Annotated in this window: 12 protein-coding genes and 1 rRNA gene; 5 read left to right on the top strand and 8 right to left on the bottom strand. The window is 41.8% G+C overall.

Annotation, left to right across the window (positions count from 1 at the left end):
• Window positions 1–23: 23 nt before the first annotated feature.
• Window positions 24–1028 (top strand): patatin-like phospholipase family protein, encoded by a 1005-nt coding sequence (locus tag JMW90_RS08680; RefSeq protein WP_201563252.1) that lies wholly within the window; start codon window positions 24–26, stop codon window positions 1026–1028.
• A 118-nt stretch (window positions 1029–1146) separates the two neighbouring features.
• Here the strand turns inward: JMW90_RS08680 and JMW90_RS08675 are convergent, their stop codons facing one another.
• The gene (locus JMW90_RS08675) at window positions 1147–2940 is read right to left on the bottom strand and encodes a choice-of-anchor I family protein (protein ID WP_227691913.1); all 1794 of its coding nucleotides are present in this window, start codon (window positions 2938–2940) and stop codon (window positions 1147–1149) included.
• Window positions 2941–3160: 220 nt separating this feature from the next.
• Window positions 3161–3748, bottom strand: a complete 588-nt coding sequence (locus JMW90_RS08670; RefSeq protein ID WP_201563250.1) for a hypothetical protein — start codon at window positions 3746–3748, stop codon at window positions 3161–3163.
• Window positions 3749–4147: 399 nt separating this feature from the next.
• On the opposite strand from JMW90_RS08670, the gene argA reads away from it, so the two are divergent.
• Window positions 4148–5470 (top strand): amino-acid N-acetyltransferase, encoded by a 1323-nt coding sequence (gene argA / locus JMW90_RS08665; protein ID WP_201563248.1) that lies wholly within the window; start codon window positions 4148–4150, stop codon window positions 5468–5470.
• 139 nt (window positions 5471–5609) lie between these two features.
• Here argA and JMW90_RS08660 read toward each other — a convergent pair whose 3' ends face one another.
• The gene (locus JMW90_RS08660) at window positions 5610–6341 is read right to left on the bottom strand and encodes a BamJ family beta-barrel-assembly machinery protein (protein ID WP_201563246.1); all 732 of its coding nucleotides are present in this window, start codon (window positions 6339–6341) and stop codon (window positions 5610–5612) included.
• A 427-nt stretch (window positions 6342–6768) separates the two neighbouring features.
• Between JMW90_RS08660 and JMW90_RS08655 the strand changes: the two genes are divergently transcribed.
• Window positions 6769–8517 (top strand): mechanosensitive ion channel, encoded by a 1749-nt coding sequence (locus JMW90_RS08655; protein WP_201563244.1) that lies wholly within the window; start codon window positions 6769–6771, stop codon window positions 8515–8517.
• A 162-nt stretch (window positions 8518–8679) separates the two neighbouring features.
• Here JMW90_RS08655 and JMW90_RS08650 read toward each other — a convergent pair whose 3' ends face one another.
• Complete coding sequence (locus JMW90_RS08650) at window positions 8680–9975, bottom strand: hypothetical protein (RefSeq protein WP_227691912.1); 1296 nt, start codon at window positions 9973–9975, stop codon at window positions 8680–8682.
• A gap of 323 nt (window positions 9976–10298) precedes the next feature.
• Here JMW90_RS08650 and JMW90_RS08645 point away from each other — a divergent pair, with 323 nt between their 5' ends.
• On the top strand, window positions 10299–11096 hold the full coding sequence (locus tag JMW90_RS08645) for an SDR family NAD(P)-dependent oxidoreductase (protein WP_201563242.1): 798 nt from the start codon (window positions 10299–10301) through the stop codon (window positions 11094–11096).
• Between the two features lie 287 nt (window positions 11097–11383).
• Here JMW90_RS08645 and JMW90_RS08640 read toward each other — a convergent pair whose 3' ends face one another.
• From JMW90_RS08640 to JMW90_RS08630, 3 genes are all read right to left on the bottom strand, one after another.
• Window positions 11384–12079 carry a lysophospholipid acyltransferase family protein gene (locus tag JMW90_RS08640; protein ID WP_227691911.1) on the bottom strand — a complete coding sequence of 232 codons (696 nt, stop codon included), beginning with the start codon at window positions 12077–12079 and terminating at the stop codon, window positions 11384–11386.
• 145 nt (window positions 12080–12224) lie between these two features.
• Window positions 12225–14111 (bottom strand): DNA topoisomerase IV subunit B, encoded by a 1887-nt coding sequence (gene parE / locus JMW90_RS08635; RefSeq protein ID WP_201563238.1) that lies wholly within the window; start codon window positions 14109–14111, stop codon window positions 12225–12227.
• A gap of 110 nt (window positions 14112–14221) precedes the next feature.
• Window positions 14222–14869, bottom strand: a complete 648-nt coding sequence (locus tag JMW90_RS08630; RefSeq protein WP_201563236.1) for a YqiA/YcfP family alpha/beta fold hydrolase — start codon at window positions 14867–14869, stop codon at window positions 14222–14224.
• Window positions 14870–15056: 187 nt separating this feature from the next.
• Here JMW90_RS08630 and JMW90_RS08625 point away from each other — a divergent pair, with 187 nt between their 5' ends.
• Entirely contained in the window at window positions 15057–15317 is a 261-nt protein-coding gene (locus JMW90_RS08625) for a DUF1289 domain-containing protein (protein ID WP_201563234.1), read from the top strand.
• A gap of 93 nt (window positions 15318–15410) precedes the next feature.
• Here the strand turns inward: JMW90_RS08625 and rrf are convergent.
• Window positions 15411–15522 (bottom strand): 5S ribosomal RNA (gene rrf / locus JMW90_RS08620); the annotation flags it as partial.

Genomic DNA, 15522 nt, shown 5'->3' with positions numbered 1-15522 from the left:
GATGATTTTTGATAAGGTTTTTTATGTTTTCATCTGCTGGCTATTACTCATATCGTCATTTATCATTACTACGATTCAGTATGCTTAGTATATTGGGGTTGTCCATGACGGCTTGTCAGAGTCTGACGCCAATCGTCGAGACAATCACGCCTGCCAATAATCAGCCAAAAGTCGCGTTAGTATTGGGTGGCGGCGGTGCTAAAGGTTTCGCTCATATCGGCGTGATTAAAGCATTAGAAGCAAACGGTATCAAACCAACCTTGGTCGTTGGCACAAGCGTCGGCAGCTTGGTTGGCAGTTTATACGCCAGCGGCTATACGGCAAAAGAGCTCGAGCGCTTGGCTCTGACAACCACCGATAGCGAATTAACAGACTTTACCTTATCAAACCAAGGTTTTATAGAAGGCATTAAACTTAAAAACTTTATTAATGCAAGAGTCGGTGGTCGTCCTACAGAATCCTTTCCCATTCACTTCGCTGCGGTCGCGGCTGAGAAGCACACATTAAAAAAAGCGGTCTTTACCACTGGCGATGCTGGACTAGCCGTTCAAGCGTCTTGTAGCATACCGAATATTTTTATTGCCCCGCGTATTCCTGAAAAAGTTGGCAAAAAATATATCGATGGCGGTGTGGTCAGCCTCGTGCCTGTGGATAGCGCACGCGCTTTAGGTGCCAATATTATTATTGCCGTTGATGTGACTGCGGCTAACACTAATACATCGACTCCCAATCAAAAATCGACCATTAGTTCATTAACCAGTTTTTGGGGCTTTCTTGAAAACAGTTTGATCGCTAATGCAGCCTATAACGCGAAAGCATCTCCGATTAATCATAACGCTGCATCAATGCGTCATGAGCGTGATCGTGCTGATATTGTGATTATTCCCACTGTCGGTCATATCAGCTCATTAGATACCAGCCAGCACCAAGCTTTAATTACTGCCGGCACGCAAGCCACGACGCCACAAATCAATGCGATTAAGCAGTTAATTAAAGATAAAACGAAGAATAAATACGCCACGCTTTAAAAGTATATTTGAATTATTACTAACATAAAAAATCCCCATAAATTGTTAATTTATGAGGATTGGTTTAAATGATATTTTTTATGACTGACAGCCCAACGAAAAGATAACGGCGAAAGCTTTATTCCGCAAAGTCTAATTCAAACACCCTTGAGGTGCCGCTGACTTCAAACCCAACCAATAATAGCGGTTTTCCTGATGGCGAATCTGTAGCAGAGATAAAGGTCAAGCCTTCAGGGCCCAAGTCACCATCGGCATTAGCTGCAGCGGTGCCATTTTTGGCCATCTCCAATTTGGCATCGTCAAAGCTACGCGTATTAATCTCTCCGAGCAATTTGACGTTCATAGGGTCGGTCACATCAAATGCCATGACGCTAGAAATACGCTCAAGCCCTACAAAAGCGATGGTTTGCGAACCCACTTGACCAATAGTGACGCCTTCCGGTTCCACGCCTTTATTGTCACTACGATTATCGAAGTCGTTTTTATCGTTACTGGCGTTAAAGTTATCAGCGTATTTATCCGCAGTGTAGTTTGCCATTAGGCTGCCACTGTCATAAATAGGCCTACTCATATTATCAGTATCCCAAATACTAAATGAGCGGGCGCCAAAGCTATATAGAGTCTCATAGACACCATCATTATTAGCGTCACCCATTACCGATGAGAAGTCTGATTTACCCAGTGCTTTTTCATCGTTACAGTCGAGTTCATGACAAGCAAAAGAAGTGTATTTGGTGGTATCAACTTGGACGTCTTTAACATTCATCACCTCACTAAAGTCACCCCATTCACGAACGTCGCCTTCGTTGGCAGTCACGATGTAAGTCTTGTCACCGATAGAATAAGTGTCAATGGCATCTGGCATATACATACCCATAATCGGCCAGGTTGTGATATTAATAGCATTATCCTTATTACTAACATCCAGCTCATTACCGACTTGTGAATGATCCTTAGCACCGAGCGCCTTGATGTCGGTTACGGTGGCACTGGCAATATCAATGATGGCAATAGCATTATTCTCCTGCAAGCTGACATAAGCCGTCTTACCGTCTTTGGCTACTGCTATATATTCCGGCTCTAAATCCTCGCTGACTGAACTCATCGTGCCATCGGCTTTTTGACCAAAAATACGCACGCCAGAATCTATTAAGCGTTGCTTTTGTGAATTATAAGCCTCAAATGTTGCTTTTTTGACGATAGGACGATTGATATCGACAATATTAATGATACTCACAGACCCTTCAGGATCAACTTGATACTCATCATCAGGTTCACCCTCATTGGCTACCAATAGCGTCTTGCCATCTGGACTAAAAGCCACCATATCTGGTAGGGCACCCACCGCAATACTATTAATGCGCTCTAAAGTATTGGCATCATATAACACGACGTAACCATTATCGGTCTTAACATTGGCTTGCACCGCCAAAGCGACGATATCGCCATGAACGGCGACACTATTCACAGTGCTACCAATATCTGCGACATCGAGCGACTGTACTAACACAGGGTTATGGATATCTTTTAAATCAAGCACATCAACTTTCTTATTTTGCGCATTGACCACAAAAGCACGTTGAGACGCGGGATGAAAGGCCGTAATTTCGGCTGCTGATTCATCAAAGCCGCCATGAACGTAGCTGCCAGCAGGGACAAAAGCAACCTGAGAATATATGCTGTCGATGGGATCTTTAACGGCGCCTGAACCATTCTTATTGTCGTCATCATTATTGCACCCGGTTAATCCCGCTATCAATACCATTGGTATCATCACCGCCATGCCAGCTCGGCTTACTTTATTCAATAACGTTTGACCCATTAGGCTATTGTTCTGTCGCTTATTATTGACGTGGTCGTTTTTAATTGAGTTGTTATTAACAGTAATTTGGCGATGATTGGCGCTATACATGAGCCGTGTCCTTATTCATTAATAGTTGATCACTATGATTCATAGCGTGACCCGCTATCGTAGCGTATGGATATGAAAGTCTTGTGACACCGACCGTATTAACCAAGAGTACTTATGGGTTTTTCAAAATAACGTCCACTAAAAAAGCACCACAATCATAAATTGCAGTGCTTTTTCATCGGCTAAAAACTTATCGGCTAATAAAGTATTAAAATTAGCTTTATTTAACACGGGCACGGTATTTTACTGCGACTGTGTCATTAAGACCAACGCCTTCCAAATCCCAGCGTACTGCACTATAAAACTTTAAAGGAATCTCTTGCAGCTGATTGTCAACCTTTCCGCGTAACGGCATACGGGCAAAGGTATTGCCATCCGTACTTCCGTAAGGAAAATCAGGAGAGACGGCTCGCAACAATTCTACTTGTTCAGGGATGCTCATCGTCACGGTCATTTTACGAACACGGTCAGTATTGGTATTGGTAAAATAGCCTTGATACTCTAAGACATTACCTGACTGCAAACGCGTATTTGCATCGACAGGAACCAGCACTTCTTTACCATTGGCATCAACACTAATTAATGATGCGGTGATTCTACTGTTGACCGCTTGCGCATTTGACTGGCTGTTTTGATTAAAGTTTGACTGAACAGTGACTGAATCATTAACGGCTTGTTCTGGTGTGGGTAACATCGCTGATGCTTGCGTTACAGCCATTACGCCAACGAGCGTACCGGCGACAACATGAAACAAGCGGTGTCCACTCCATGCACTGAATGGATTCGCAAAATGGTTACTTTTCTTCATGACATTCATTATCCCTAGTTAATGTATCGGTAAAAGCTGGTAAAAACGAAGCTAATAAAACTTAATGGTTTTTAAAAATATATGACGGTCAGCAATCTATTATCGTATATGGTCATACTTAGTCATGTTAATTCATAAACGTTATTATTTTTATCAATTATCTGCGCAAGCTACCGGTAAAGCAATAGCGCTTAGCATAACAAAAAGCATTTATACGCACATTAACCCTGTGTTGAGGTTATGTATATCGTTAATCTGCCATAAAAACTCTTTGATGCTACTGAAATAAAAGATAGCTCATAACGACGTTTTTTGCTATGGTAAATCTTTAACAATCCTTTAGCGACAGGCATTTTCTGTCACGCCCTTTTTCTTATTCTAACGACTATTGCTCCCATTATGACTACTAGCGCCATGCCCCAGATTAACCCTGAATACGTCCATTGGTTCCGTAATTCTGCCCCCTATATCAACACCCATCGCGGCAAAACGTTCGTGATTATGTTTGGCGGCGAGGCGGTCAATCATCCAAATTTCAGTACACTGATTCATGACTTTGCTTTATTGCATAGCTTGGGTATTAAGCTAGTATTGGTGCATGGGGCGCGACCACAAATCGAAAAAAACCTCAAAGATGCTGATATTGAATCGCCCCTGCATCAAGACATTCGTTTGACACCTCGCATCGCGATGCCTTCTATATTGCAAGCCGTTGGTGCTATTCGTTTGCAGATTGAAGCTCAGCTATCGATGGGGCTTGCGAACTCACCTATGTACGGCTCACGTATTGATGCAGTTTCGGGCAATTTTGTCACTGCGCGTCCTTATGGTATCCGTGATGGCGTCGATTACCAGATGACCGGCGAAGTACGCTCTATCGATATTGAAGCGATTAAAAACAATCTACTACATGACCATATCGTGATTTTAGGCTCTATGGGCTATTCGGCAACTGGTGAAGTTTTCAACTTGCTCGCTGAAGATGTTGCCCTTAGTGCAGCCGTAGCACTTGGTGCGGATAAGCTAATTTTCCTAGGCGAAGAAGTGGGTATCAATCATAATGATCGTTTATTACGTGAGATGATTCCAAATGAGGTCGACCGCTTCTTACGTGACCGTGATTTAAATTGTGAGATTAATTACTTCTTAAGCTGTGCTAGTAATGCTTGTCGCCAAGGCGTTCATCGCACGCATATTATCTCTTATGCCAAAGATGGTGCGCTACTTGAAGAGCTATTTACCCGTGATGGTTCTGGTACGCTCATTAGCCATGATCCTTATGAAGAGATTCGCCGCGCTGATATTGACGATGTGGTAGGACTGATAGAGCTATTATCACCGCTAGAAGAGCAAGGTATCTTGGTCAGCCGCTCACGAGAACGCTTGGAGCAAGAGATTGATAATTATAGCGTCATTGAGCGCGATGGCATGATTTTAGGTTGTGCAGCACTATATCCATTAGAGGCAGATTCAGCCGAGGTTGCTTGCGTTGCGGTACATCCCGATTATCGTAGCGGTAGCCGCGGCGCTGATTTACTGGCATTTTTGGAGCAACAAGCACGCAGCCATGGTCTACACAAGTTGTTTGTCTTGACCACTCGTACAGCACATTGGTTCGTCGAACAAGGGTTTGCTGAAGTTGAGGCAAGCGCCCTACCTGAAGCGCGACGTGAAAAATATAATAACGGTCGTAATTCTAAAGTTTTCCAAAAGAACCTTTAACCCATTCCGATGGCTCATACCTTATCAATGTTAAAAAGCCAAAGGTTAATATCTTTAGCAAAAAAAGCCCTCTTAATGTAAGAGGGCTTTTTTTTGACGTCTGTTATATCAATGCTAAATAATCATTACTTACTGCTAATTATTTTACTTTTAACAGCTCAACCGTAAAGATTAAGGTGCTATTTGGATCAATACCTTGGTTACCGGCTTCGCCATAAGCGAGGTCTGATGGGATATAGAACTCGTATTTACCGCCCTCTTTCATCAACTGTAGACCTTCAGTCCAGCCAGCGATAACTTGATTCAGTGGGAATTCAATTGGCTCACCGCGCTCATATGAGCTGTCGAATACAGTACCGTCAATCAATTTGCCTTCGTAGTTTACTTCAACCACATCCGTGGCTTTTGGTGATTTACCAGTACCCGCGGTCACGACTTTATATTGTAGACCAGAAGCAGTGGTTTTTACGCCAGCTTTCTTACCATTTTCTACTAAGAATGCGGCGCCTTTGGTTTTGTTTGCCCCTGCTTTAGATTCCATGTCTTTCACAAACTTCGCTTCCTGTTCTTTTTGATAGGTCATTAGCACTTCTTGCATTTGCTCTTCTGTCAATGCCGCTTTTTTACCTTCATAACCATCACGGAAACCTTTTTCAAAAGTATCAAGGTTCAGATCCCCAACCGCTTCTTTATTACCTTCTGCCATCATATAGCCCAAGCTATAACCTACTTTTTCCTTGGCAGGACTTTGTTCCGTAACTGAAACACTTTTGGCAACGGTTTCTTTATTACCGTTGTTTGCGCTACAGCTTGTCATTAATAACATAGCACTAGCAAGGGCGCTGATGCTTAGGGTAGTGATTTTTTTCATAAAATGCTCTCAAATTGTAATAATAGTGGCGAGATGTCACATTTTCCTATAATAGCAAATCTTGGTTTTGCCTGCTATGACTCACTTGAAATTATCGGTCAAATGTACAGTCTATGTTAATATTTACCACAAAAATAACAACTTATCACACAACTATAGTAAGACGTTAAGCTTTCTATCTTTAAATCCATGATTACATAAGTTAAGCTGATTTGGTTAAGGAAAGAAATAACAAAAGGTAAGTTTTGTTAATAATGACTACTGATTGTTAAGTAATCATTTCTTATAAAAGCACTAAAATCATATTTTCGAATAACTTTAATCAAAAATACTAATAAATAGGTGTGTGTTTGTCTCAAATAAAACGCTTCACTCAAAGTGATTTTATTATCGTATAGCAGACACATGATCATTAGAGGAGGACAGGATGAATCCAATGTTTACATCGTTCAACGGTTATCTGGGTGGCCCTATCGGCTCCATTATCGGCGCTATTCTTATTTTTATCATTGGTTGGCTTGTCGCCTTGGGCATTGCTGCTCTAGTACGCGGCGTGCTGTCTAAAATTAATCTCAATCAACGTATGAACTCTTCAACGGGTAAAAGCTATGATTTAGAAGGCATTATATCCAAGATTGTCTTTTGGTTTATCTTCATCATCGCCATTTCCGGCGCGTTAAGTCAGTTAAACCTAAACTCTATTTCAGCGCCATTTGCTAACATGGTCAACCAAGTATTGACCTTTATCCCTAATCTCATTGCTGCAATCGCAGTTGGTGTGATCGGTTGGGTTATTGCAACGGTTGCACGTACTGCCATCAATGCTGCGCTCTCAAAAACCTCAATGGACGAGCGTTTAAGTGAAAAAGCTGGCGTTAAACCAATGAGCAGCACCATTGCTGACATGGTTTATTGGTTCATTCTACTAGTAGTATTGACCATGGTCTTAGGTCAACTAGAGCTTGACGGTTTGTTTGCCCCATTGACCAATATGGTTGATAAAATCTTCAGCTTTATCCCTAATATTCTGATTGCTGCTGTGGTATTCGTAGTCGGTTACATCATCGCCAAAGTGGTACGCGGCATCGTAACCAATCTTGTTTCTACTTTTGATGTACAAAAGCTTGCGACCAAAGCGGGTTTAAGTGAACAAAACAGCTTGCCTAACATTGCAGGTTCTTTAGCATTTTTAGTGGTCATTATTCCAACAATCATTGCCGCTTTAAACGCCCTAAAAATTGATGTAATTGCACGCCCTGCCACCAACATGCTTAACAAAATCATGGAAGCCTTGCCAAATATTTTTATGGCGATTGCTATCTTGGTTGTGACTTTTTATGTTGTACGTATGGTTGCAAACATCATCAAAGGCTTGCTTGAGAATACACAAATCAATCAGTTACCTGCCAAAGTCGGTCTACAACAGACTATGGGTAATAAAAAGGTTTCTGACTTAGTTGGCTATGCGATTGTATTTTTTGCCATGCTATTTGCCTCTATCGCCGCCGCTGACTTATTAGGTTTTGAGCCTATCTCAGCCATCATCGCGATGTTTATTGCTTTCGGTGCCAATATCATCTTGGGCGCGATTATCCTGTTTATTGGTTTTTGGCTTGCCAACATCATCGCTGGTGTTGTTGAGCGCTCTGAGCAAGGTTCACAGTTCCTAGCAAATATCGTGCGCGTTTTGATCATGGGCTTAGTCCTTGCCATGGGTCTAAAAGCGATGGGTATTGCAGACTCTATTGTTAACCTAGCATTTGGTCTAACCTTAGGTGCGGTTGCCGTAGCATTTGCCCTATCGTTTGGTCTAGGTGGTCAAGAAGCAGCAGCACGTTTCTTACGCAAAATGCAGGACAAAATGGACAAAGAACGTGACGAAGCAAAAGCAAAATCTGCTTTGACGCCAAACTCATCAACTCAAGATAAGGTTGCTGCTTCAGTACGCGAAAATACGCCAAGCACAGCTACCACACCGGTTGCGCCACGTACTTCTACTTCGCCTATCGGCAGCACAGAGACTGATACGTTTGGTAAAAGTATAACGCAAGTAGATAATAATACCATTACGCCCAATAATTTAAGCTCGACCAGTGATGTGAATTCTTCTACGGTTGATATCAATCATATTTCAACTGACGATAGTGATATCAATGGTCCTAATAATCTAAACTAATGTATCTTTATCACTTTATTTTATAAAAAAAGACAGCTTAGGCTGTCTTTTTTGTGTTTGCTTATAAGCAATTTTAGTTAGAATAATTAGCGCGAGATGGAACCGAGATATTTAAGTGAATCTATGATAGCTGATTAGAATCCGTAATTTCCTTACTATTTTTTATGGTTTAGCTGGACTACTCTGATTATTTTGCTGTAGCTGCTGAATCTTTTTAGTCAGTTGTCGTTCACGCTGGGTCATGGCATTGACTGGCTGAATCCATAAATCAATATCCATAAAAGCATCTTCAGCCTCTATTATAAAGTCTATACCCAATACAATCACATGGTGGAGTTCTGCGATTGGTAATCGTGTCGCCACATCTAAGGCAATATTTGCTAAATTTGGACGTATAGCCGACTTACCATGCTGTCCTTCTGCATCCTGTCCATAAAATATCAATACATAATGACGCCCCAAACACTCATAAGAATGTTGGTGGACGACATAGCCTTGTTGCTGTAATTGCTGTGCTTGCTTGGGATGCTTATATAAAGTACGAATCAACTCATGGCGTGAAAACAAAGATTCATCCACTATTTGTCGTTGCCAGTGAGAAAAGTCCGCTTCAGTACACTTATCTGACGATGTTTTTTGTTTAATGAGACCGGAATTTTTACAAACTGCCTCTAACATCTGTACGCTAAGTTGTGACCATAAGACAGCGGCTTGCGCCAGATGCTGTTGATACATAGACCTAGTTGGGCTATTGGTTTTGTGCGCCAGCGACATGGCTATCAATGCCGAGTTGGGCTCATTTTGTAAGCCATATTTTATCAACGCATTATCTATGGCGATAGCAGGTGCAAAGAAGTCGGCATCGTTTAGAAACCCAGTAACACTATCGTTTTCAGAATTTGTTATATAATCCTTAGTACTATGATGTAACTGCCCTAAACGATGGTATAAAAATCGCCATAGCTCGCAAGGTGTCTGTAATTTATTTAAATGAAGATGCCAGTCATGCCAGCTAAATATTTGCAATGGCTGAGTATCGGCACTCGTATCAATGACCGAAGCCTCTATTAAATCACTGTTCGCAAAACGATGTGCTATCCGCTGAACAGGACTATTTTGGTATAACTTATCATCAATATCATGTCCATTATTCATCCTACTTTGACATTGGATATCCAAAACCAGCACGTCAATGCTAGGCGACTGGCTGTCTATAGGTTTAGATAGATGCATCTTGCGCCATATATTTACAGCGTTGAAAGCTGCTCTACATAGTGTCTCAATATCAGCGGATAATATGTCATCGGGCAAATATAGCACCAACTCTACTAGGTTAAGTTGACCCAGTGGTAGCTGGTACTGAGAATATTGCGCTTGATGGTTGCTCTCAACCACTGGTATATCCGTCAAAATTATCTTTAAGGTATCTGCTCGCAAATAACAAGCCATTTCATTCATAAGATAGTTTCCATTAGACATTACTGTCGTTGAATTACTGGGCACAGTCACCACCTTTTTGTCTGAAGAAATAGGCTACTGTAAGCGGCGCAATTGATATACAGCGCATAAATGCACCTGCTACTGCAAGACTATTTGATAAGAAATAAACTACATAATAGCAATTATACACGGTCGCTTTCAGCACAGTGACTTGTTATGATGAATATAAAAGCGGTATTACTCGCGTACTCAGGAATGAATTGATGCGCATGCTACCTTACAATATAATTAGTCTATTTATTTATAAAATGACTCTCTGATGATAACAAGGACTGCCCATCATGAAACGCTTTAAAGAAAAAACAGTCGTCGTAACAGGTGCGGACTCACGTATCGGTCGTGCAACTGCCATTCGTTTTGCAAATGAAGGTGCCAACGTCATACTCGTCGGACGCTCTGCTGATACATTAACCCAAATCACTGAAGGGTTTCCACAAGACCGCACATGGATTCATAGCGACAATTTTTTGACCATTGCTTGTGACATTGGTGTACAGAGTCAAGTACAAGAGATGGTAAAAAGGGTCATCGATAAATTCGAAAAAATCGATGTATTGGTGAATAATGCAGCCCAAACGACGCAAGGCGACAATGATGGGTTATCTACTGAACAAAAGCATCCAGACGTTGATGATTATTTAAGCGAAACCTTGTATGTCTGTCAAACGGCGATGCCTTACTTAATACAAAGTAAAGGTAGTATTATTAACGTCCCTTCATTTGCAGCTGGTAGTAGCGATCAGAGTGCAGCAACTTATGATGCTGCCACCTTAGGTATCACCGATTTGACCCGTACATTGGCTTCAGCACACAGTGCAGATGGCGTGCGCGTCAATGCAGTAAATCCAAGTGTCACTCAGACCGATATATCAAATGCTATTCAGAGTACTGATATAACAGATCTTCAAGCGAACAGTGATGAATCGTCAGATCATAGTCCATTAGGACGCTGTGCCATGCCAAGCGATATTGCCGCGGTGATTACTTTCTTAGCGAGCGATGATGCTGCGATGATTACTGGTACCAACTTGCCCGTTGATGGCGGTGTAAGCACTTCTAACCGTCAGCCACCTTTATAACCATTTTAATTATAAGCAATTTTATTTTGATAAAACCCTTATGTATAACAGCTCAAAAGTAATAAGCGTAAATGAAAAATCCCTGATACTCAATATCAGGGATTTTTTTATAAATATTATGAGCTACTATATAGTCAGATAAAAATAAAAATGTTATGAAAATTTAAACGCGCTATTGGTACAAATTTTTTGCAGCCTCTGTCTGCATGGGCACAGCAAGCAAGAAAAATTGATACCAGCAGTACCTAATGTGTCGATATTACTTTTTACTGACCATACTTAAAAAACTAATCTTCTGCTTTATTAACGTCCTGTAGTGGCTGCGATAAGCGCTCAGGATGTCTTGGTATCACACCTTGATACTGCGCATATATTTTTGGTAAGTCGGCTTCGATATCTCCGGTAGGATAGACCAAAGGCATAAAGCGTATCTCTTTCGTATTGTAATCCAGCGCAACTGGCAAGATAGGCACACCCGCACCCACGGCTAAATAATAAAAACCTGTTTTCCACTCTTTTTTATAATCACGAGTGCCTTCTGGCGATAACCCCAAAAACAGTGGCTCACCTGTTTTAAACTTATCAATACTCGCTTGTAGCACTGAACCCTTATTCCCACGATTGATGGGAATAATACCCAACCATAGTAATATCTGTGCAAGTACTGGGATTTTAAATAAAGTATGCTTACCCATAATGCTAACTTTTAAATCAATAGCGAACAAACCGGGCAATGCATAGAGGCCATCCAAATAAGAAGTATGCGGCAAAGCCAAGACGACTGCTTGCGAAACATTTGGGATATCGCCAACGGTACGCCAGCCTAATATTTTCAACAAACGTGCCCCAATCACTGGCGTAATAGTACCGCCACGCTTGGGAATTAAATCACCCAAATCTTTTTTGCCAAGTTTTGGTAAAATTTTAGAGCGTACAGACTGAGAAACAACAGTTTTAGAGCGATTAAGAAATTTCGATGTCATGACGGCACCATACAGTAAAAGATATCCATATAATACCATCAAGCTTGTATCACTAATCTGGATTTTAGATGCTTTTGTTATGTTATAGCTTACTCAATCATAAATATAAGCAATGCTAAAATAAACCTAATCGCCTTTAAAATAGCTATGATATATCAGCTAAGTTGCCTTTATCTTCCAGCCACATCTTACGATCAGCAGCACGCTTTTTAGCCAAAAGCATGTCCATCACACTGTTGGTCAATACCATGTCATCCATATCCAACTGGACCAGACGACGAGTATCACGGTTCATGGTCGTTTCACGCAGTTGCTCTGCACTCATCTCACCTAAGCCTTTAAAGCGAGTGATTTGGGCTTTTTTATTACCTGGTACATTGGCTAAAATATGCTGAAGCTCCGTTTCATCCAACGCGTAATGCACATCTTTAGCCACATCGACGCGATATAACGGCGGCATTGCCACGAATAAATGACCTGCATCTACCAAGGCAGGAAAGTGCTTAACGAATAAAGCACAAATCAAAGTCGCAATATGCAGTCCATCAGAATCAGCATCCGCTAAGATACATACCTTATCATAACGCAGCTCAGACAAATCGTCAGACGCCGGATCAACACCAATCGCAATCGCAATATCGTGAATCTCTTGACTAGATAGCACCGTATCTGATGACACCTCCCATGTATTTAAAATCTTACCACGCAGCGGCAATATCGCCTGATAATGACGGTCACGTGCTTGCTTCGCACTACCACCCGCAGAGTCCCCTTCTACTAAAAACAGCTCCGCGCCATCACGTAAATCACCACGGCAATCAGCAAGCTTACCGGGTAAGGCTGGGCCTTGGGTGATTTTTTTACGGGCGACTTTTTTAGCCGATTTGAGACGGCGTCCTGCTTTGTTAATTGCCAGCTCGGCAATTTGAGTACCCATATCCGCATGCTTATTTAACCACAAACTAAAGGCATCCTTTGCCAGTGTTTGTACCGCCGCTGCCGCCTCACGACTTGATAAACGCTCTTTGGTTTGGCCTGAAAACTGCGGCTCAGAAAATTTAAGCGATAAGATATAATTCACCCCATCCCACACATCTTCTGCCGTCAGCTTGACACTACGCGGCAATAAGTTATGAATATCACAAAACTCGCGTAATGCTTCTAAAATACCAGTGCGCAAACCGTTAACGTGAGTACCGCCTTGAGCGGTCGGGATAAGGTTGACGTAGCTTTCTTGAATCGGCGTGCCACCATCAGGCAACCAAGATAATGCAAAAGTAATACCAGCTCGCTCGCCTCTCTTAGCATCGTAATGATAATAAAAAGGCTCAGGCGGCAACGTCTCAAGACCGTCTAGCTGCTCACTTAAATACTCAACGACCCCATCCGTAAACTGCCAAACGATTTTTTCATTATTGATATCGTCAACAAATTCAATCGTCAGTCCAGCTGCTAGCACCGCTTTGGCTTTTAAATTGTGTTTAAGCTGCTTTACGTTAAATTTAGGGGTATCAAAAAAGCTACCATCCACCCAAAAGCGTACTTTGGTACCACGTTTACGCTTATTGGGACTAATGGTTTCAGTCAGAGGTGTCACTGGTGCACCATTTTCAAACGCCATCTCAAACTGCGTACTATCCCGCCAAACCGTGACTTCCACTCGTGTCGACAGGGCGTTGACGACGGAAATGCCAACGCCATGTAAACCGCCCGACACTTCATAATTAGAGGTTGAAAACTTACCACCTGCATGCAAACGGGTCAAAATCAGCTCAATACCCGATTGACCATACTCAGGATGAATATCTGTCGGCATGCCGCGACCATCATCCTCAACCGATAACGAGCCATCGCTATGCAGCTGAACCTTAATAATTTTGGCATAACCGCCCAATGCCTCATCGACGGAATTATCAATGACTTCTTGCGCCAAATGATTGGGGCGCGTGGTATCCGTATACATGCCTGGGCGACGACGTACCGGCTCAAGCCCTTCTAAAACTTCTAACGATTGCGCATTATATTCACTCACAAATGCATCCTTAACGATTCATGTCTGATTAATTCTATTGAACCATTATAACCAAAAATAGCGACGGTAACGTTAATTGTCGGTCGCTCACGTCAGATAGTGTCGTCTCTTTAAATTGATAACAGACGCTGTAGTATACTAATGACCATCGGTAGCTGCTCACCAAAATCAGTAAACCTATGATCACCCCCTGTTTGCACAGTCACTGTTACTCCATGCGCTTGATAAAAATCTTTTGATAGCTCAGAATTTAGCAGCTCGTCACCCTCTTTGAGCAAGACCGCAATCTGATGCGGATAATCAATGGATACCAATTGATGGTTCGCAAACCATTGTAGATCCGCAGGGGTAATATTCCAACCGCCAGCAGTTGTATGGAGAATTTGATTCTCTGGCACTTTATATTCGCTTTCATCTTCACCACTAGCACTCTTTAACAGCAACTCATTAGCAAAGCGCTGTAATGTCACATGTGGCTGAGTACTAGGATTCAATAGTAAAGCTGGACAACCTGTATGATTGCTTATCAAGGTTGAAAAATAGCCACCTAACGAACTACCAACAATTACGGTTTTATCTTCTCTATTGAGCTTATTTACCAATTTTAACAACTGCTCAAAGACTTGCTCAGGAGTGCTATTAAGGTCAGGACGATATACACTAATATCAGCATCATGCTGTTGGCAAAACCTTTCTAATAATATGCCTTTGGTCGAGTTGGCGTCACTATCCAATCCATGAATATAAATAATGTTCACGTATAATCTCACTTATTAATTTTGTTATGATTGTTATATATGGATAATAAAAACTCAGCATAGCATTGAGTCAATAAAAACAGTAACAATAAAACGGCACACGATTATTCATTATTTGCGCCATAATAGTATTTTACAATGAGATTAGGCAAGTTAAAGGAATAACGATAAGCGCGATGGAGCCGCCATGAATCAACAGTTTGAACTGTTCGATATCACCAATCCATGTATTGGTGTATGCACGAGCAATAAAAAAGGCTATTGCTTTGGTTGCTTGCGTAATCGAACTGAGCGCCAACTATGGCTCAGCATGACTAATGAGCAACGACGTGATGTACTAAGGCTAATAGTAGGACGCAAACAGCGTATTGAGCAAATGAGACAGCGTAAAAGCGAGCAGTTGGGCTTTGATTTTGAAGAGGTACTTGAACATAATAAGTTGTTTTAGCATATTTTGAGTTTTACTACATTACTTATCCAAAACCGCACACGAAAGAAAACCCCCTTTGACATAAGTCAAAGGGGGTTTTCAGGAATAGAGAGCTGACGATGACCTACTCTCACATGGGCGAACCACACTACCATTGGCGCGACGATGTTTCACTTCTGAGTTCGAGAAGGGATCAGGTGGTTCCATCGTGCTATTGTCGTCA

It is taken from the genome of Psychrobacter glacincola, from assembly GCF_904846215.1.
Classification (GTDB): Bacteria; Pseudomonadota; Gammaproteobacteria; order Pseudomonadales; family Moraxellaceae; genus Psychrobacter; species Psychrobacter glacincola.
Note: the sequence above shows the minus strand (reverse complement) of the source record. Positions and strands in the feature narration are given on the sequence as shown.

Bases quoted from the DNA above. Each gene is read 5' to 3' on its own strand.
- JMW90_RS08680 (WP_201563252.1), top strand. From the start codon at position 24: ATGTTTTCATCTGCTGGCTATTACTCATATCGTCATTTATCATTACTA.
- JMW90_RS08675 (WP_227691913.1), bottom strand. From the start codon at position 2,940: ATGTATAGCGCCAATCATCGCCAAATTACTGTTAATAACAACTCAATT.
- JMW90_RS08670 (WP_201563250.1), bottom strand. From the start codon at position 3,748: ATGAAGAAAAGTAACCATTTTGCGAATCCATTCAGTGCATGGAGTGGA.
- argA (WP_201563248.1), top strand. From the start codon at position 4,148: ATGACTACTAGCGCCATGCCCCAGATTAACCCTGAATACGTCCATTGG.
- JMW90_RS08660 (WP_201563246.1), bottom strand. From the start codon at position 6,341: ATGAAAAAAATCACTACCCTAAGCATCAGCGCCCTTGCTAGTGCTATG.
- JMW90_RS08655 (WP_201563244.1), top strand. From the start codon at position 6,769: ATGAATCCAATGTTTACATCGTTCAACGGTTATCTGGGTGGCCCTATC.
- JMW90_RS08650 (WP_227691912.1), bottom strand. From the start codon at position 9,975: ATGAATGAAATGGCTTGTTATTTGCGAGCAGATACCTTAAAGATAATT.
- JMW90_RS08645 (WP_201563242.1), top strand. From the start codon at position 10,299: ATGAAACGCTTTAAAGAAAAAACAGTCGTCGTAACAGGTGCGGACTCA.
- JMW90_RS08640 (WP_227691911.1), bottom strand. From the start codon at position 12,079: ATGACATCGAAATTTCTTAATCGCTCTAAAACTGTTGTTTCTCAGTCT.
- JMW90_RS08625 (WP_201563234.1), top strand. From the start codon at position 15,057: ATGAATCAACAGTTTGAACTGTTCGATATCACCAATCCATGTATTGGT.